General features: G+C 65.9%; 19 protein-coding genes and 1 pseudogene. 9 read left to right on the top strand and 11 right to left on the bottom strand.

Features of this window, described 5'->3' with window-relative positions; genetic code table 11:
- Nucleotides 1-92: 92 nt before the first annotated feature.
- The 3 genes from HB677_RS04505 to HB677_RS04495 form a co-directional block, all read right to left on the bottom strand.
- The gene (locus tag HB677_RS04505; protein ID WP_213814469.1) at nucleotides 93-521 is read right to left on the bottom strand and encodes an Hsp20/alpha crystallin family protein; all 429 of its coding nucleotides are present in this window, start codon (nucleotides 519-521) and stop codon (nucleotides 93-95) included.
- Between the two features lie 220 nt (nucleotides 522-741).
- Nucleotides 742-1,752, bottom strand: a complete 1,011-nt coding sequence (locus HB677_RS04500; protein ID WP_213814468.1) for a manganese catalase family protein — start codon at nucleotides 1,750-1,752, stop codon at nucleotides 742-744.
- 154 nt (nucleotides 1,753-1,906) lie between these two features.
- Complete coding sequence (locus tag HB677_RS04495; protein ID WP_213814467.1) at nucleotides 1,907-3,898, bottom strand: sensor domain-containing diguanylate cyclase; 1,992 nt, start codon at nucleotides 3,896-3,898, stop codon at nucleotides 1,907-1,909.
- A gap of 154 nt (nucleotides 3,899-4,052) precedes the next feature.
- On the opposite strand from HB677_RS04495, the gene HB677_RS04490 reads away from it, so the two are divergent.
- Entirely contained in the window at nucleotides 4,053-4,859 is an 807-nt protein-coding gene (locus HB677_RS04490; protein WP_213814466.1) for a siderophore-interacting protein, read from the top strand.
- A 54-nt stretch (nucleotides 4,860-4,913) separates the two neighbouring features.
- Here HB677_RS04490 and HB677_RS04485 read toward each other — a convergent pair whose 3' ends face one another.
- The gene (locus HB677_RS04485; RefSeq protein WP_213814465.1) at nucleotides 4,914-6,080 is read right to left on the bottom strand and encodes an acyltransferase; all 1,167 of its coding nucleotides are present in this window, start codon (nucleotides 6,078-6,080) and stop codon (nucleotides 4,914-4,916) included.
- Nucleotides 6,081-6,277: 197 nt separating this feature from the next.
- Between HB677_RS04485 and HB677_RS04480 the strand changes: the two genes are divergently transcribed.
- Entirely contained in the window at nucleotides 6,278-6,655 is a 378-nt protein-coding gene (locus tag HB677_RS04480) for a cupin domain-containing protein (RefSeq protein ID WP_213814464.1), read from the top strand.
- An 8-nt stretch (nucleotides 6,656-6,663) separates the two neighbouring features.
- On the opposite strand, the gene HB677_RS04475 is transcribed toward HB677_RS04480, so the two are convergent.
- The gene (locus tag HB677_RS04475) at nucleotides 6,664-7,086 is read right to left on the bottom strand and encodes a MarR family winged helix-turn-helix transcriptional regulator (RefSeq protein ID WP_213814463.1); all 423 of its coding nucleotides are present in this window, start codon (nucleotides 7,084-7,086) and stop codon (nucleotides 6,664-6,666) included.
- Nucleotides 7,087-7,124: 38 nt separating this feature from the next.
- Here HB677_RS04475 and HB677_RS04470 point away from each other — a divergent pair, with 38 nt between their 5' ends.
- Together HB677_RS04470 and HB677_RS04465 are read left to right on the top strand one after the other, a co-directional pair.
- A complete protein-coding gene (locus HB677_RS04470; RefSeq protein ID WP_213814462.1) occupies nucleotides 7,125-7,733 on the top strand; it encodes an MBL fold metallo-hydrolase in 609 nt (202 codons plus the stop codon).
- Between the two features lie 131 nt (nucleotides 7,734-7,864).
- Nucleotides 7,865-8,503 carry a DUF1992 domain-containing protein gene (locus HB677_RS04465; RefSeq protein WP_307852475.1) on the top strand — a complete coding sequence of 213 codons (639 nt, stop codon included), beginning with the start codon at nucleotides 7,865-7,867 and terminating at the stop codon, nucleotides 8,501-8,503.
- Between the two features lie 4 nt (nucleotides 8,504-8,507).
- On the opposite strand, the gene HB677_RS04460 is transcribed toward HB677_RS04465, so the two are convergent.
- The 3 genes and pseudogenes from HB677_RS04460 to HB677_RS18745 form a co-directional block, all read right to left on the bottom strand.
- Nucleotides 8,508-8,750: a hypothetical protein gene (locus HB677_RS04460; protein WP_213814461.1), complete on the bottom strand. Its 243-nt coding sequence runs from the start codon at nucleotides 8,748-8,750 to the stop codon at nucleotides 8,508-8,510.
- A gap of 119 nt (nucleotides 8,751-8,869) precedes the next feature.
- Nucleotides 8,870-9,412 (bottom strand): helix-turn-helix domain-containing protein, encoded by a 543-nt coding sequence (locus HB677_RS18750; RefSeq protein ID WP_307852474.1) that lies wholly within the window; start codon nucleotides 9,410-9,412, stop codon nucleotides 8,870-8,872.
- Nucleotides 9,413-9,540: 128 nt separating this feature from the next.
- Nucleotides 9,541-9,789, bottom strand: a pseudogene (locus tag HB677_RS18745) (DJ-1/PfpI family protein); the annotation flags it as partial.
- 275 nt (nucleotides 9,790-10,064) lie between these two features.
- Between HB677_RS18745 and HB677_RS04450 the strand changes: the two are divergent.
- The 4 genes from HB677_RS04450 (at nucleotide 10,065) to HB677_RS04435 (ending at nucleotide 13,914) form a co-directional block, all read left to right on the top strand.
- Nucleotides 10,065-10,964, top strand: a complete 900-nt coding sequence (locus HB677_RS04450; RefSeq protein ID WP_213814460.1) for a helix-turn-helix domain-containing protein — start codon at nucleotides 10,065-10,067, stop codon at nucleotides 10,962-10,964.
- A gap of 103 nt (nucleotides 10,965-11,067) precedes the next feature.
- A complete protein-coding gene (locus HB677_RS04445; RefSeq protein WP_213814459.1) occupies nucleotides 11,068-11,784 on the top strand; it encodes an alpha/beta fold hydrolase in 717 nt (238 codons plus the stop codon).
- Nucleotides 11,785-11,904: 120 nt separating this feature from the next.
- Nucleotides 11,905-12,993, top strand: coding sequence for a helix-turn-helix domain-containing protein (locus HB677_RS04440; protein WP_213814458.1), 1,089 nt, complete (start codon nucleotides 11,905-11,907; stop codon nucleotides 12,991-12,993).
- Nucleotides 12,994-13,914, top strand: coding sequence for a helix-turn-helix domain-containing protein (locus HB677_RS04435; RefSeq protein WP_213814457.1), 921 nt, complete (start codon nucleotides 12,994-12,996; stop codon nucleotides 13,912-13,914).
- On the opposite strand, the gene HB677_RS04430 is transcribed toward HB677_RS04435, so the two are convergent.
- Together HB677_RS04430 and HB677_RS04425 are read right to left on the bottom strand one after the other, a co-directional pair.
- A complete protein-coding gene (locus HB677_RS04430; protein ID WP_213814456.1) occupies nucleotides 13,915-14,136 on the bottom strand; it encodes a hypothetical protein in 222 nt (73 codons plus the stop codon). It lies immediately after the preceding gene.
- Nucleotides 14,137-14,206: 70 nt separating this feature from the next.
- Nucleotides 14,207-14,638, bottom strand: a complete 432-nt coding sequence (locus tag HB677_RS04425) for an ATP-dependent DNA ligase (protein WP_213814455.1) — start codon at nucleotides 14,636-14,638, stop codon at nucleotides 14,207-14,209.
- 172 nt (nucleotides 14,639-14,810) lie between these two features.
- On the opposite strand from HB677_RS04425, the gene HB677_RS04420 reads away from it, so the two are divergent.
- On the top strand, nucleotides 14,811-15,278 hold the full coding sequence (locus HB677_RS04420) for an NUDIX domain-containing protein (RefSeq protein WP_213814454.1): 468 nt from the start codon (nucleotides 14,811-14,813) through the stop codon (nucleotides 15,276-15,278).
- 10 nt (nucleotides 15,279-15,288) lie between these two features.
- Here the strand turns inward: HB677_RS04420 and HB677_RS04415 are convergent, their stop codons facing one another.
- Nucleotides 15,289-16,503, bottom strand: a complete 1,215-nt coding sequence (locus HB677_RS04415) for a hypothetical protein (protein WP_213814453.1) — start codon at nucleotides 16,501-16,503, stop codon at nucleotides 15,289-15,291.
- Between the last annotated feature and the right edge of the window lie 173 nt (nucleotides 16,504-16,676).

Here is a 16,676-nt window from a genome sequence, read left to right as displayed (position 1 = left end):
AACGACGTACGGCGGGAGCCGTAGCTCCCGCCGTACGTCAGTTTCTCCCGCCATACCCGGCGATTTCTCCCGCCGAGTGGGGTGGGGCGAGCCTAGCTCGCGATGGACTGGTGCTCGGAGGTCGTGCCCGCGGTCACCTCGATCTTGCGCGGCTTCGCCCGTTCGCTCACCGGAATGACCAGCGACAGCACGCCGTTGTCGTAGTGCGCCGTGATCTTGTCGGAGTCGATGCCCTCGCCAACGCTGAACTGACGCAGGTAGGTGCCGTGCGGACGCTCCTGTGACAGCCACTTCACGCCGTCACGGGTATCCGCGGTGCGGTTTGCCCGGATCGTGAGCAGCTGGCCGTCGACATCGATATCGACCGAGCCCGGGTCGATGCCGGGCATATCGGCGTTGAGAATGTACCGGTCGCCGTCACGGTACAGGTCCACCGGCATGAACCGGGGTCCCTGGCGGGTGCTGAGCAGGCTGCCGGTCAGGCGGTCCAACTCGGTGAAAGGATCGAATGACATAGCCATGATGAAAGGTCCCCTTTCGGATGAATCGTGTTGAGTTTTGTTTTCCGACCTCTGCGGCCGGGACATCCATAATCATACTCTGACCGGCATTTTGTGGCTTAAAAAATCCTCAACAAAAGCTCAAAAAGAGCTGAAAACTCGGGATGACCCGCACGCACGCGACCCCGGTATGTGTCCGGACATACCGGGGTCGCGTGAGCGATGCCGCGCGAGGAACTGGCTACTTCTTGGCCGCTGCCTTCGCGGGGGCCTTGCCAGCGGAGGCGGCAGCCGGAGTCGGCGCGCCGGTGGGTCCGTAGAAGCTCTCGATGTCGGCGAGCTCCATCTCGGCCGTCTGCTGGATGAGCTTCAGCAGATCGGTGTCGAGTCCCGGTGCGAACTCTTCGAATCGTTCGGGAGCGATGACCGAGGGAACACCCTCGGGAGCCTGCTCCTTCGCCTCGAGGTTCGTTCCATCGTTCGACGGAGACGCACCCTGGAAGATGCGGCCGGCCTCGGACTGGTCGGCGAGGTCGAACGAGTACTGCTTGCTCTGCAGGCCGAGGTCAACGAGCTTCTTGACCTCCGGGAACTTCTCCGCGTTGGTCTTCGGGATCGGCAGCGTCTTCTTCCAGTCGATGCCGAGGGTCTCGAGCGCCTTGGCGTACGCGTTCTCGTGGGCCTGGTCGCGAACGATCAGGTACGCGATCGTCGAGCGGGCCGTCTTGTTCTCGGTCATCTCGTAGATGCGGCTCTTCTGCAGGCGTCCGGTGGACTCGAGCATGAGGTTGTAGAGCAGGTCGAGAACGAGGTTGCCCGAGTTATAGACGTAGCTGCCGCTCCAGGGGTTTCCCACGGAGTCGACGGGCAGCGCGCCCTGGGCACCGACGAGATAGTGGTGGATGTTGCTGGTGTCGAGCGCGATGTTGAGCGGGGTCGCTCCGCCGGCGCCGGGGGTGTCCAGCGGGTCGGTCTTCTTACCGTTGTACTGGGGAGAGCCGTCGAGGAGGCGCGAAATAGTCGTGCCGATGAGCTCAACGTGGCTGATTTCTTCGGTTCCGATGCCCTGGATGAGGTCGCGGTAGGGCTTGGCGGCCGGTCCGCGGAAGTTCATGGCCTGGAACAGGTACTGCATCATGGTGCGCATTTCGCCGAACTGCCCACCGAGCCCCTCCTGAAGCGCGTTGGCGGCGGCGGGGTCCGGCTCGTCCTGCTCGATGTCGTTGATGAGTCGCTGCACGTGGAAGTACATGGATTCCTCCGAGGGGTTAGCGACGGCGAGGTGCCGACGCTGTTCACTGTGCGCGTCGGTAACCGGGGCAACAACCCACCCCGGCGATTCGGGAGGGGACTTGCCAGATCGGAGAAATGGGCTTAACGAGGAGCCGTCGGGAAGGCTCTCAGGTTCAGCGTGAGACCCGGTTGCGACCCTGCGACTTAGCCCGGTACATCGCGGCATCCGCTTTCCGCAACAGCTCGAGGGCGTTGATCCCCGGCTCGGCGGCAGAGACGCCCACGGACGCCGTTGAGCTGACGCTGCGGTCGCCGATGACGACCGGCAGGCACACGGCCTCGACGATCCGGGCCGCGATCAGGTCGGCCTCCTCGTCGCTGGTGTTCTCACACAAAACGACGAATTCGTCGCCGCCGATGCGCGACACCGTGTCCTCCGCGCGGGTGGTGGCGAGCAGCTGGGCGCCCACGTGCACCAGGAGCGCGTCACCGGCATCGTGGCCGAGGGTGTCGTTGACGGCCTTGAATCCATCGAGGTCGATGAAGAGCATCGCGAGGCTGTCGCCGCGGGCGTGCTTGGTGAAGGCGTGCTCGAGGCGGTCCATGAGAAGGCGGCGGTTCGGCAGGCCGGTGAGGTCGTCATACAACGCCATGCTGGCAAGCCGGGATTCCGCCAGACGCAGGCGTGCTCCGTCGAGGTCGCGGCACAGTTCGGCCGCCTCGGTTTCGAGGCCCGCCCAGGGATCGGACACCCCACTGACGCTCTGCGTCCACGACGAGAAGGAGTTACGGGGAGACAGCGGTGTTTCCCGGTTGGCGGGGCGCTGGTCGCCCAGCCACTGGATGGTTTGCGAAATTTCGGGGCGGAACCAGGCGAGGAAGTCGCCGTCGGCACCGAGCGGCACCATGAGGACTCCGGCCACCGCGGGAAGCAGCGCGGCGAGCTCGGGATGATCGACAGCGAGGGAGTCGGTGACGATGGACAACAGGCCAAACTTGTCGCGAACCGCGTCGGCGAAGGCGGTGATGTGGTGATCCGGCGCTGTGTCTCCGACGGAGGTGACGGTGCCCGACAGCCGCACCGCGGCACCCGCAGCGGGGATGAGGTCGAGAAGGGTCAGCTCGCCTCCGATGAGTGCTTCGGCGATGCTGTGGTTGCCAGCGAGTTGTCCGATGAGTCGAAGGCGGAGCGTGCGTAACTCCATCTCGCGGGTAAGGCGGTCAATCTCTCGCATCGAGTGCAGCTGAAGTCCGACCTGGCTCGCGAGAATCTCGAGTCCCTGGCGCAGAACAAATGGCACGCGGTGGGGCGTGCGGTGCGCGCAGGTGATCATGCCGATCAGCGTGCCGTCGTGGACGAGCGACAGTGACAGCGTCGAGCCCTGTCCCATGTTGCGCATGAACTGCAGGTGCACCGGCGAAACGCTGCGCAGCTCGGCGTAGCTGAGGTCAAAGGTGGTGACGGGTGCTTCTGCCGTGGTGATCAGTGCGGCGCCGTCGTGGGAAGTGCTGGCAATGAGGCGGGACAGCTTGGTTAGGTAGAGCTCGCGCGCCTGTGTGGGGATGTCGGAGGCGGGGAAGTGGAGGCCAAGGTACGGATTCATTCCCTCGACGATCTGCTCGGCGACGACTTCGCCGTGCCCGTCGGGGTAGAAGTGGTACACCATGACCTGGTCGAAGTGGGTGAGCTCGCGAAGCTCGCGGGCGACGGCCGCCCACAGCCCGGCCACCGTCGTCTCCTGTGCGAGGCGGCGAATCGCGCTGTAGATGCCGGGTGCCGACTGATAGCCGAGTTCGGTTGTTGCTGGCTCGAACTCCAGAACGACGAGCTCGCCGGAGCGGTGCACGATCAGGTCGAAACGTGTGTTGGCGACGACCGCCGAGATGGGGTTGGTCGTGGCATCCCGATCGACAAAGAACCGGGCGACGAGCGCGGCCACGTCGCTGCCGATCAGATCGACCACGTTCGTCGACAACAGGTCGGCGGCAGGCGTTCCGAGCACGGACCCGGTGTTGTCGCTGGCGATCACGATCGTGTTGTCGGCATCGATGGCGAGCAGCGCCCCGTGCGGCTGTACCGAACCGGGGGTGCGAATGGGTTCCTGCGCGCAATTGTCGAGGCGTTGTTGCTCGGTGGTTCGGAGGATGCTCGCGTTCGCACTCACTAATTCACCACAGCTTTCCCGGAGAGCGCGAAAGGTGGGACGTGCGCCGTTGGTCAAAGTTTATCCGGAGGAAGCGCGGCGATTGCATGCTGAACCCGTAGGGAATCAGTCGGAGGACTGGGCTGGGGAGGTTAGCTTAGGCTAACCTCATCCCATGGCCAGAACCACGACCCGCATCGTTCCGTCCAACCCGCAGCTCTTTCGTGCTGAGGTAGTGCGCACTTTTCCGGTGTCACCGAATATGCAGCGAGTGACGATCGCGCACGAAGGTCTCACCGCGTTCCCGTGGCTGGGCTTCGACCAGTGGTTCCGGTTATTCGTGCGTAAACCGCACCAGGACGCCTTCACCCTCCCCGACATTTCGGGCAAGAAGTGGTGGAAGGAATTCCTCGAGATCCCCGAAGACGTGCGCCCGCACTGCGCGAATTACACGGTCGCCGATTACCGCGGGGACGCAGGCGAGATGGACATCGACTTCGTCATTCACTGCGCAGCGGACGGATCGCTGGAGGGTGCCGCCGCCCAGTGGGCATGCTCGGTGCAGCCCGGAGAGCAGATGGCGCTGCTGGACCAGGGCCGGATTTTTGATCGACCGGATGACGCGGCGCAGGTGATCATCGTCGCCGATGAGACAGGCCTGCCCGGAGTAGCCGGAATTCTGCGCTCGCTGCCGGATGACGCCGTTGGCCGGGTCATCCAGGAGATCCCCGCGGCCGTGGACCAGCGGGAACTCGCGGGTCCGTCAGGCATGCAGATCTCGTGGATCGTGCGCGATGACGCCACCATGGTCGCCGGCGTCAAGGCGCTCGAAGCGCTGAAGAGTCACGCGGACGTGCATCCCATGGCCTACGGATTTGTCGTGGGGGAGTCAACGCTGGCGACAGAGGGCCGGCGACACCTGCACAAAATGGGAGTGCCGAAGGAACGCATTACGTTCTCCGGGTTCTGGAAGCACGACTAGCACCCGCGGGCAGCGGCCGCCCGGGGCATCCACCCGTCCCGTGTGCTCCCTGCTCTACTGCTGACGGGCGGGTGTAGGTGAGGCGATCGCGGAGCCGCGTTCCTGCCGGGCGCGGAGGAAATTGCGCGAGAAGACGTGGGACGGCTTCTCGACGTAGCGATAGAAAAGCCAGCCGACGAGGAGGCTGAGCGCCAGGGCGAGGGGAAGCTCGATCCAAAGCGGCCAGGAGCCGCGGGTGAGGAAGCTGAGCCCGACGACGATCGGTTCCTGCGTGAGGTAGAGGCTGAAGGAGATCATTCCCAGCCAGCGGACCGGGCGCGACTCGAACAACCGCTTCGCCGGTGGCCAGAACGCCACGATGATGACCACCATCACGGAACCGACCGCGGCGATGCCGATCCACGCCAGCCGCACCCGGGAGTATGGGTCGGCGCCGGCGACGAGCCACGAGTTGGTGATCAGGGCGATCGCCGCCACGAGGGCGATCCACCAGGCGGCGGTGGGGATGCGGGCGGCGACGACGCGGATGCGTTCGACGTTGTAGGCAAGCAGAACGCCCAGAGCGAAGACGGCGATGTAGACGAGGTCACCGTAGAAGAATCCGAAGACGGGCCAGAGCGCACAGAAGGCGATGACCACGGCCACCTTGAGCCAGAGGGCTCGGCTCAGCCGCGACGCGAGGTAGAGGAACACCGGCAGGAGCAGCGAGAAGATGACCTCCCAGCGCAGCGACCACAGCGATGTGTTCAGGCTGCCCCAGCCCGCCATGAGGGAGGAGCCGAGGACGACCTGCAGTGGTCCGTGGGCCTCTTCCGCGTGCACGTTGAGCCAAGGGCTTCCGCCCGGGATAACGGCGCGATGGATGACAAGGGTGGTGAGCCACGCGAAGATCAGGCTGGCGATCGCCGGAATGTACAGGCGCAACAGTCGCCGGGGGTAGAAATACCGCCACTGCTGGGTGCGCCCGCGGGCGAATGGAAGGGCCAGAACGAACCCGCTGAGCACGTAGAACAGCACGACCGCCTCGGACCCGGACCAGAGGATGCGCAGCGGCGTGTAGTTGAAGAGCCACTCGATGCTGGTAAGGGGCTCACGGTTGGTCAGCGTATAGATGGCCCCGGCGCGGGTGTCGGAGGCCACGACGTGGAAGACGACGACGATGACCGCCGCAACACCGCGCAGTCCGTCGAGGGACGCAAAGCGCTCGCGGGTGGGCTCCATGGACGACCTCGTGCGGCGTTGGGATCACCGGCGCTCGGGTAACGCGGTGACCGGGTGCCGGTCAGTAAGCCGCGCGGCACCTCCTTGTCAGTCACGGTAACGGTTCCGCGCCCCGCGGCGAAGGGAAATTCTGGCCCTTGTGAGCCGTCGCCGATGTTGGTAGACGACGGTGTACGCGGCAGACGTAGTCTCGGAGGATGAATCCCCTCGCTCCCGCCAACGTGGCGGACTCCCTCGCCCTGGTCACCGAACACTGGACGCCACGCGTGATCGGCCAGGTCAACGACCAGTACATCAAAGTTGCGAAGTTACTGGGCGAGTTGGTCTGGCACGCGCATGACGGCGAGGACGAGATGTTCCTCGTTGTCTACGGGACGCTGCGCATTCAGCTGGAGGGTGACGCCGAGGTCACGCTGACACCGGGTGAGTTCTACGTGGTTCCCCGCGGGGTGCGGCACAACCCGGTTGCCGCCGAGGAGGTCGGGATCGTGCTGATCGAGACTGTCACCACGTCACACACCGGCGACGTGGCATCGGATCGCTCCGTGTCCATCGAGCGCCAGCTCGGGCAATAGCCTGCTCGCTACGGCGACGCCAGCTTGAGAAGGATCCCGGGAATCCGGGCCAGGATCTGACGTTCTTCATCCGTCAGACGCGCGGAGAGCTGACCGATCAGCGCGGCCCGGCGTGCCCGCAGGGCGAGGATCTCCTCCGTGCCGCTGGGGGTGAGCTCGATCAGCCACCCGCGGCCGTCCCCGGGATCCGCGGACCGGTCAACAAAGCCGAGCGCCCGCAACTCGGTGATCGTTGCGCTCTGACTCTGGTGGCGAATCTGTCGCCGACGGGCGAGGTCGGCGACCGAAAGCGGTCCCTCGCGAATCAGGAAGCCCATCGTCTCGATGTACGCGGGTGGGAGGGTGTCCGTCTCGGCCCGACCGGCGCGAACGAATTGTCCGATGGCGGCGCGAAGCTGCTCGCCGATGTCGTCGTCCGGCTGCGGTGTCATGGGATCGACTATACAGGCAGGCTGTATATACTCCGGGTATGGAAATCACAAAGCACGCTCACGCCGCCGTCGTCTTCGAGAAGGACGGGACGACCATCGTCGTTGACCCGGGCGCATTCACGCCGAACTCTGCCGAGCTCGTTGCCGCGGCATCCGCTGTCCTCATCACGCATGATCACTACGACCACATCGACGACGCCGCCGTCGAAGGCGTCGAGGTCTACGGACCCGCCGACCTGATCGCGCGCCTCGGCCGCGGAACCGTGCTCACCGAGGGCGACGAGCTGACCATCGCCGGGTTTGACATCAAGGTCTTCGGAAAGACCCATGCCCCGATCTGGGGAGATATGCCCGGCAACGACAACGTTGCGCTGCTCATCGACGGAACCGTCTACCACCCGGGTGACTCGTACGTCGTGCCCGGCGGTGCCGTCGACACGCTGTTGGTACCGACCAGCGGACCGTGGACCAAGCTCGGCGAGGCGATCGACTTCGTGCGCGCGGTCAACCCGCGCCAGTCGGTGCAGATCCACGAGCTCATGGCGAGCGAGCCCGGCCAGGCGATGGCCGCGCAGATGCTCGGGGCTGAGGGATTCGGCGGTGTGCCGTTCATCCGTCTCGCACCGGGCGAATCCCTCACCGTCTAACACCACGGTCGTCCGCGACGCACGGCGGGAGTTGCGACTCCCGCCGTGCGTCGTCGTCGTCCGGGTCAACCCCGCACGAACTTCAGGCCCGAATCGGGCATCGCCCGCGATCAAAACCTAAGCTTGTTTGCGTGGCAGGCAAGAAAGAGCGCAGCGATACCCGGTTGAATGTCGCCCGGTACCAGGTCGACAAGCTGGCTCCGGGCACGGAGGCCGACGCGGCCGCTGCCCGCGAGGACTGGACCCCGCCGGAGCTCGACGACGAAGAGAACAGCGCCGGGCAGTTCACGCCCGAGCAGCACGCGCAGTACGTCGAGATTGTCATCGAGCAGGCTATGCGGCGCGGGGAGTTCGACAACCTTCCCGGCGCGGGCAAACCGCTCGCCGGCCTCAACCAGACGTACGATCCCGACTGGTGGATTCGCAAGAAGATCGAGCGCGAGCAGCTCACCGGTCTCGGCCCGCCTGCATTGACCCTGCGCACCGAGGACGCCTCCCTCGACGAGCGTCTGGACGAAGCGCCGTCCGAGTTTGCTGTGCGCGAGATTCTCGAGGACTTCAACAAGCGCATCATCTCCGCGCGCCGCCAGCTGCAGGGCGGCCCTCCCGTCGTCACGCAGACCCGCGACGTCGATGCGGAGGTGGCCCGCTGGGCCGAGCGGCGTTCCGCCCGGTACCGCGCCCGGGCACTCGAGCAGGAGCGCCGGTCCGCCGAGCTTGCCAGCATGACCTGGCGCGAGCGGCGCCGGGCGCTTCGCCAGGGGTTTTAGCCGCTCACGGGTTGGCGCCCTCGGCACGCCAGCGGTCAAACATCGAGACGTGCGCGTCGGACCAGCGGATGTCCCGGGGCAGCGAGCCATCCGCCAGCCGCTCTGCAATCGCGGCGCCGTGACGCACCACATCGTCGAACGACCACAGATCGAAGAACTCGAGCATCGCGGTGCGGTCCCCCTGCGTAAACAGAGGCCGGATGTCTGCTTCGAAGCTCAGGCGCGCAGGTTCGCGATCGACGACCATGTGACGCTCCCGTTCCCCCGCGGCTACATCCGCAGTTGAACTTTATTCACTCCGGGAGAACGAGGGTGTTCCGCGCGTGCAGCATTCTGTTCCGCGAACGCAGGGGGTGACCGGGCGAGTTATTTGCCGTCGACGTTGGTCGAGCGGAAGCGCTGCTGATACTTCAGGGGCGAGATTCCCAGTCGGGCAATAAAGGCACGCCGCAGTGCCTCGGGGCTGCTGAAGCCGGACTCGGTCGCTGTCGTGGTGATGGCGTGGCCGCGGTCGAGGAGCGCCTTGGCCCTGTCAAACCGCATGACTGCGGCGTATTCGGAGGGAGTGCTGTCGAGCTCCTCACGGAACAGGCGATTGAGGTGGCGGGCGCTCACGCTGGCGAAGTCGGCCAGCTCCATCACCGTATGTTGGCGCGAGGGATTCTCGTTGATGAAGTTGACCACGGAGCGAACCAACGCCGTCTTGGGGGCGGGTCCCCGCAAGGACGCCGAAAACTGCGACTGACCGCCGGCGCGCTGCATGTACACGAGAAGACCCTGTGCGACCGACCGCGCGAGGTCGGCGCCGTGGTCCTCCTCCACCAGCGCAAGCGCCAGGTCGATCCCCGCGGCAACGCCACCGGAGGTATAGGTGTTGCCACTCTTAATGAAGATGGCGTCGGGCTCCACCTCGACGGCGGGATAGAGGGCGGCGAGTTCCTTGACGAACTTCCAGTGGGTGGTGGCCCGCGTGCCGTCCGTAACCTCGCCTGGGCGAGTACGAACGCGCCGCTGCAGATGCCCGCAACGCGGTCGGATTTCGCTGCCAGTTCTTTCGCCATGGCCAACACCTGCGGGGTTGTAAACACCAGGGGCGACAGCTCGCTGCCGGGCACGATGAGGGTGTCGAAGTGCCCACATTCTTCGACCGCGATCTGGGCACTGACGCGCACGCCGATAGATGTGCTGACGTCTCTACCGTCGATCGACACATACGTGAGGACGTAGTTGGCGCCGAACTGGTTCGCCTCGGCGAAGACCTCGGCGGGGCCGACGAAGTCGAGCATCTTGACGCCGTCGAAGAGCAGAATGCCGACGTGTCGGGGTCTGGAAGTGGCCATGGTGTCCTCCGCGTGCTGTGTCTCAAGTCGAGGTATTCGTGGCCGATCGCGGGGGATGATCCGAGTGAGCACGACTCCATACTGGAACTCGCAGTCAACCAGAGTTGGGTCTCGCACTCAACGCGCGGCCGTACATGGATGGAAGCACAGCACTTCATCGGTCGAGCGGAGGACACCATGGGCTCTTGCGTAAACGCGGATTTCGTCCGCGGTGAATCACGATGACATTCCTGCCGCCCGCCGTGCGCACCGCCAGCGGGTACCGGGACGCGCCGGTCGCCGTCGCAGGTAGCGCGACTCTCGAGGGTGTCTACGTGCGCCGGGTGGTCGCACCCCAGTTTGCCCAGCACGAGCGCGCTGACTACGAGGATCCCGGAGATGCGTTCGTCATCGCCTTCGTCTCCAGCGGTGGACTCGAGACCCATCTCTCCCACCGCACCGAACCCACCAGTGCCGGGCAGATGGCGATCAACGACATGAGCCGGGTGTCGGGGTTTCAGGTCTCGCCGGACTTCCGGTCGATGAGCGTTCGGATCAAGAAGACCGACCTGGGAATCCCGGACGCCGACGTCGAGCGGCTCTCCCGCAACATCGTGTCGTACAACAGTGGTGTGCCCCTCGTGCTGTGCGCCGTCGCCACGCAGGTGCTGCGCACCGAGCATCCCTTCGCCCAGGGCGCGGGCCTCGTCGTCGCCACATCGATGATCGACCTGGCCACCGCATTCGTGAACGAGGCGCTCGGACGCTCGTCCGAGCCGCGTCTCGTGCGCCGTAACGTCGTCACCGAGGCCAAGCGGCACATCGACACGCACCTGACCGAACAGTCCCTCACGCCAGCGACCATCGCCGAGGCGCTCCACATTTCGCTGCGGTCGCTGCATCTCGCGTTCGAGAGCGAATCTGCCTCGGTCGCCCGCACGATCCTCACCCGTCGTCTCGAGAAATGCCGGGAAGCCCTGGAACAACCGGGCCTTCGTCACCTCAGCATCGAGATGATCGCGGGGCGGTGGGGATTCGCGAACGCCTCCCATTTCAGCCGCGCGTTCCGGGCGATGTACGGCTGTTCACCGCGGGATTGGCGTATCGAGAACGGTCGCTTCGGGACATCCATCTCCGCTTGATTGCCAGCGCGCGATATTTTTCGCGGGGCGCACCGGCGGTGGGACGGCATCGTCGTCGGGCGAGGCTGGGGTCACCACCCACCCCGGCACAAAGGAGAACGTCATGTCCGCCACCCCCACCATCGTGTTGATCCACGGCGCATTCGCCGACGCAGCAAGCTGGGCGCCCGTCACCAAGGACCTGCTCGCCCGCGGATACACCGTCGCCGTGCCGCCCGTCTTTAACCGCAGCCTGATCGGTGACTCGGCCTACATCAAGTCGTTCGTCGAGCAGATCGACGGACCCGTCATCCTCGCCGGCCACTCCTATGGTGGAGCCGTCATCACGGTCGCAGGGGTCGCCGAGAACGTGGTCGGACTCGTCTACGTCTCCGCCTACGCGCTCGAGGAGGGCGAGAGCCTCGGTGCCCTGCAGGGAGGATTCCCCGACTCCGACCTCGCCGCGAACCTCGTGTACTCGCCGTACCCGATCGAGGGTGCCGACCCGGGAACGGATGTCTCGGTCAAGGTCGAATCTTTCCCCGCCGTCTTCGCCGCGGGCGTGCCGCTCGAGGATGCCCAGGTGCTCGCCGTCTCGCAGCGCCCACTGTCGGCCATCGCCTTCGGGGAGAACGCACCCGTCGCTGCGTGGAAGACGAAGCCCGCGTGGGGCATTGTCTCCAGCGCCGACCACACCATCAACCCCGACGTGGAGCGGTTCGGCTACACCCGCGCGGGGCTGCGCAAGGTCATCGAGCTCGACGCACCGCACCTGGTGATGCAGACGCACCCGACCGAGGTTGCCGACTTCATCGTCGCCGCGATCACCGAACTGGGCTAGGCACGACCCCCAGGGCGGCGTCGCAGCGCGCGGCGCCGCCACTGCACGGGAAGACTATCCGTGCTGCACGCATCGTCAATTCCCGTGGATTGAACGCTCCAGATTGCTACCGTGGCGAACATGGTGCGCACCCGACGATTCGACGAAACTGCGCTACTGGAAGTGGCCACCCAGCTGTTCTGGACGCGGGGGTTCGACGCCACCTTGGTGGCTGCGGTGTCGGACGCCAGCGCCATCGGCAACGGCAGCATCTACGCGGCCTACCGCAGCAAGTTCGGACTGTTCCGTGCCGTGTTCGAGGCTTACTGCGCGGCCCGCGTCGAGGTCGTCCGCGTCGCGGTATCCGTCGACGGCGCCTCGACGCTTTCCGCCGTCGAGAACCTGTTTGCGACGATCATCGCCGACTGCGCCTCACAACCAGGCCGACGCGGATGTCTCATGCTCAACAGCCTCTCCGAACTGGGCATCCGCGAGCCCGAAATCACCGAGCTGTGCGCCCGCACGACCGCCGATATGGAGACGATCGTCGCCGGACGCCTGCTCGATGGCGCCGCCGGCGGAGAGCTCACCGCGACCGATGACGAGTGCGCGAGCCTCGGGGCGCAGCTGGTGCTTCTCACCCAGGGCCTCATCCAGATGAGCCGCCTCGGTGTCGCCGAAACCAAGCTCGTCTCGATCGCCGCCACGTCCACGGCGATGCTTCCCTGGGCCGATCTGGCCGCGCATGACACCCTCCCGTCGATCGCCGTCACCATCGACGGCTTGGTGCGAAGGATCCGCGCGACCGCGCCGGTGGCGACTCCGGACGAGGCCGAGACCCAGATCCAGCTGCTCGTCGGCGCCGGCCAGATGCTCACCGGCTCCGGGACATCCACCATCCCTCGCACCCTCGCGGGCGACGTCAGCACCTTCATCGACAACAACCTGCACGACCCGCGGCTGTCACCGACGATGATCGCCCGGGCGCACCACGTGTCGGTGCGGTCGCTGCACGTGATGTTCGAGGGACAGGACGACACCCTCAGCAAGGCGATCCAGAAGCGGCGGCTCGAACGGGCACGCACCGACATCGAGGCATCCACCTCGTCCACCATCTCCAGCATTGCGGCGCGCTGGGGTTTCGGAAGCGCGGCGCATTTCACCCGCCTGTTCACCAAGGCGTTCGGGATGTCTCCGACCGGCTGGCAACGCGAACGCGCGGGTGCCTAGATGTCCCAGACATTTGAGGTGAGCGTTGCCCGGCGGCCGGAAGGTTCTGCTCCCGAGGCGGAGCCGGCGTCCGGGTACCTCACGCGCGCGCTCCACCTGCTGGACAGGTGCCAGTTCGGCCCGGTGCTGGTGTCACGCCTTGTCGCGCAGCCCCGGCTGCCGCGCGACAGCTCGCCCTTCGTCCCCTCGGGGGATGCGACGATCATCGCCATCGTGATGTCGGGTTCCGTAACGCTCACCCTGGACGTCCGCGAGGTCGTCGTGGCGACCGGTCAGCTGATGATCTTCGAACTGCGGTCGCTGGTGGCGTTCGTTCCGTCGCCCGACTTTAAGGTTGTCGCGCTCAGGCTGGCCGACGGGGTGCTCGACCTCACTCCCGCCGAGCGGCGCGAGCTGGCCGCGATTCCGCTGGACGCCACGCGCGGGGCCGGCTCTGTTGTGCGGGCGACGACCGCGCAGCTGTACCGCAACCGCCGCGCGCTGCCCGCGTCGACGAACGAGCAGTTCGGTCATTCGCTGGTCGCGCTCGTCACCGTGGTGATCGACGAACGGCTCGAACGCGTGCCGGGGGCCGAGTTCGCCCATCGCGCGACAGTGAAGGCCGCACGTCGCTACATCGACGCGAACCTCTGGAACTCCCGGCTCAGCCCCTCCATGGTGGCGGCGGCACAGCAGATCTCGGTGCGCGCCCTGCATCAGGCGTTCGAGGGAGAGCCCAACACCGTGGCGCGGCTCATCGCGATCCGCCGCCTGGCGGGTGCCCGCAGCGACCTGGAGGTTGCGGTGGGCCGGGGCATCTCCATCGGATCCATCGCGACCCGCTGGGGTTTCACCAGCGCCTCGCACTTCAGCCGCTCGTTCCGCGAGGCGTTCGGCAGCTCGCCCACCCAGTGGCAGGCCGATCACAACGCCGCGACCTAGCTATTCGTCGAGGTCGGCCTCGAGCTGTTCATCGGTGAGATGTTGGCCCGGCGTCGGGCGGCGGAATGTCGGATTGTCTCGAAGCGGATGCCCCGGCTGCGGTTCGGCCTCGCTGGAGGTCTCCTCGAGCACATCCGGACCGTCACCGGAGCCCTCGATCAGCGTTTCTTCGTCCTGGTCCGAGAGTCGACGCGGGACATCGGGCAGGAAGGGATCAGACATGGACATGACCTCAGTTTTGCAGGCGCTCAGCGCACACGGCTAGCGATTCCGTGCACGATTTCGCACCACGTCAGGTGGAGCGAGCGGCGCCCGTCGGCATCGTGGACCGCTTGTGCGGGTGTCCGAGCGAACCGGTTCCCACATTCGACTGCATGTGGTGTGCCGACGCCGGAATCCCCGCCGGCGGTGTGCCCGTGCCGGACGGCTCTTCGATCAGCATCATCCCCTGCGCGGAGTTGGCGGTGAGGGTGAGCGTCTCCAGCCACTCGTGGTTGATGACGTGTCGGGTGGCAGAGCTAAAGCGGAAAAAGAGGGGAATGCTGCGGTCGATCCACACGCTGCTGCGGCCCCCGCCGATCGATGGTGCGTCCTTCCAGGAGAAGAAGAAGGCCTCGCCGCGACGGAGCTTTGCACACAGAACAAGCTGTACGTGCGCGAGCGTGCGATCGTCGAACTCGATAACCATCCTCGCGGCGCCGTACATCAGGGATCCCATGCTCATGCCCTCCCGCGGATTACGGAGACGGCGGTGTCCCCGTACTTGAAAAATGTACGCCGGGATGCCCGGGATTTCGCGGGATTGACACCTGTCGTTTCTGCGGAATTGAGACATCCTGTTCCACAGCTGATCCACACGACGGGCCCGGTGGCGCAGCCGCGGCTATAGTGCCCTCATGGCCACCCCCGACTTTGTCCTTGACCTGCGCGCGAAGATCGGCACCGCCCCCCTGTGGTTGTCGGGGGTCACCGCTGTGGTGATCCGCGACGAGGAGATCCTCCTGGTGCGCCGTGCCGACAACGGTAACTGGACGCCGGTCACCGGCATCATCGATCCCGGCGAGCAGCCGGCCGTCGCCGCCATGCGGGAAGTGCTCGAGGAAGCGGATGTCACGGCCACCGCCGAACGCCTCGTGCTGGTGAACGTCACGGGAATGTCCGTCTATGCGAACGGCGATCAGAGCAGGTACCTCGACCTGGTGTTCCGCCTGCGCTGGGACTCCGGCACACCGTCACCGGCCGACGGGGAGAACACCGAGGCGCGGTGGTTCCCGCTGCACGCCATGCCGCCGATGTCGGACGACATGCTCCAGCGCATCGCAGCCGCCGTCGAGAACGCGCCCGAAGCGAAGTTTCTGACTTAGGGAGTCGGGTCTACTGGGCGGCCCCCGGCTCGTAACGCCAGAGCTCCTGCTGAATCTCCAGCGCGAAATCGCGCAGCACGCTCTGGTCGATCACGGACGCGTCGTGCGCCTCCGAGTCGTAGACGCACAGCGAACCGATGCGCTGGCCGTCCGGTGCCTCGATGGGGAAGCCGGCATAGAACTTCGGATGCCTCGCGCCGACGATCCTGTCGTCGATCGAGGTGTCCGGCACGATGAATGGCCCCGACGACTGGATGGTCATCTTGCAGATCGACTGGTCGAGCCCCACCTGCTGGGGCATCCCACCCGTTGTCGACTTCGCCCACATGCGGTCGGTGTCCAGCACGGTGAACGCAGCCCCGGCAAGACCGAACTTCGCCTTGGCCCGCGCCACGATGGCGTCGATGCGCGCATCCGGCGCCGAGTCGAGCAGTCGCAGCCGTTCGACCGACCTCGCCCGATCGCCCTCGTCCTGCCTCCACCGCGGACGGCTCAGCGAGTGCGTGTTGCCGACGGCAGCCAACTGGCGGGGGTCCACCGTGGCCGCGGCCGTGAGTCGCGGGGCAAGCGCCTGCGCAATCTGGTTGGCCCACTGTTGGTATTCCGCGGCAGACCGCACCTTCTCGATGCGTCCCGCGGAGGCCTCGAGCCCGATATGTCCGAGCCGATCGTCGGTGGCGGTAAACCTGATCGCGGCGATCTCACTCGCGTTGAGGTTGAGGAGCCGGATGTGCTTCTCTGCACTTCCGCGCAGTGAATCCCAGGGCACCTGCCGTGGTTCGAGGGTGGCGAAGGTAACACTGGTGGACGCGGATGACTCCGCGAGGGCGAACCGGGCCAGCTCGAACAGGCTGCGCCGCCATTCCTTCTCGGGCATCATCGCGACCGCGTCGCTTACCCCGAGAAAGATGACAATCGCGTCGTAGCGGTCGACGTGGTGCGAGTCGAGTACGTCGACCGCGTTGGCGGCGGTGATGTCGCGGGAAGCGACGACGTCGATGTCGGTTCCCCGCCCGGTGATCGCCGTGAGCGCCTGGGCGACCCGTCCCGGGAGTGCCGCGTCATGGCTCGGCATGCCGAGACCGACGGCGGGACCGGAACCGAACAACAGGATTCGGTCGGGGTTGATCCCGCGGCTGTGCACCTGCGGAATACCCCCGGGGATCGACAGCGTCCGGTTCTTGCGGGTGCGAAATGACCCCGGCGATGTCGGATGTGTACGCACTGAGGCGTCCCCTTTTGTTGGTGCTCCACTCATGTATCGACAGTATCGGCGCGGCATTGGTGCCTTCTCAGAAAACTACTGGGAAAGCACCGGACCTCGGTCCGCAAGGAATTCAGCAGCAACCCCAGTGAGGCTTCGACGGTGTTGCGTGAGCGGTGAAGGAGAACAGCGAA

The sequence above is a fragment of the Glaciihabitans sp. dw_435 genome, assembly GCF_018449675.1.
In the GTDB taxonomy this organism is placed as follows: domain Bacteria; phylum Actinomycetota; class Actinomycetes; order Actinomycetales; family Microbacteriaceae; genus Glaciihabitans.
Note: the sequence above shows the minus strand (reverse complement) of the source record. Positions and strands in the feature narration are given on the sequence as shown.

Bases quoted from the DNA above. Each gene is read 5' to 3' on its own strand.
- HB677_RS04425 (WP_213814455.1), bottom strand. From the start codon at position 14,638: ATGAGCATGGGATCCCTGATGTACGGCGCCGCGAGGATGGTTATCGAG.
- HB677_RS04475 (WP_213814463.1), bottom strand. From the start codon at position 7,086: ATGACACCGCAGCCGGACGACGACATCGGCGAGCAGCTTCGCGCCGCC.
- HB677_RS04480 (WP_213814464.1), top strand. From the start codon at position 6,278: ATGAATCCCCTCGCTCCCGCCAACGTGGCGGACTCCCTCGCCCTGGTC.
- HB677_RS04505 (WP_213814469.1), bottom strand. From the start codon at position 521: ATGGCTATGTCATTCGATCCTTTCACCGAGTTGGACCGCCTGACCGGC.
- HB677_RS04485 (WP_213814465.1), bottom strand. From the start codon at position 6,080: ATGGAGCCCACCCGCGAGCGCTTTGCGTCCCTCGACGGACTGCGCGGT.
- HB677_RS04460 (WP_213814461.1), bottom strand. From the start codon at position 8,750: ATGGTCGTCGATCGCGAACCTGCGCGCCTGAGCTTCGAAGCAGACATC.
- HB677_RS04440 (WP_213814458.1), top strand. From the start codon at position 11,905: ATGGTGCGCACCCGACGATTCGACGAAACTGCGCTACTGGAAGTGGCC.
- HB677_RS04420 (WP_213814454.1), top strand. From the start codon at position 14,811: ATGGCCACCCCCGACTTTGTCCTTGACCTGCGCGCGAAGATCGGCACC.
- HB677_RS04500 (WP_213814468.1), bottom strand. From the start codon at position 1,752: ATGTACTTCCACGTGCAGCGACTCATCAACGACATCGAGCAGGACGAG.
- HB677_RS04435 (WP_213814457.1), top strand. From the start codon at position 12,994: ATGTCCCAGACATTTGAGGTGAGCGTTGCCCGGCGGCCGGAAGGTTCT.
- HB677_RS04430 (WP_213814456.1), bottom strand. From the start codon at position 14,136: ATGTCTGATCCCTTCCTGCCCGATGTCCCGCGTCGACTCTCGGACCAG.
- HB677_RS04445 (WP_213814459.1), top strand. From the start codon at position 11,068: ATGTCCGCCACCCCCACCATCGTGTTGATCCACGGCGCATTCGCCGAC.
- HB677_RS04450 (WP_213814460.1), top strand. From the start codon at position 10,065: ATGACATTCCTGCCGCCCGCCGTGCGCACCGCCAGCGGGTACCGGGAC.
- HB677_RS04470 (WP_213814462.1), top strand. From the start codon at position 7,125: ATGGAAATCACAAAGCACGCTCACGCCGCCGTCGTCTTCGAGAAGGAC.
- HB677_RS04490 (WP_213814466.1), top strand. From the start codon at position 4,053: ATGGCCAGAACCACGACCCGCATCGTTCCGTCCAACCCGCAGCTCTTT.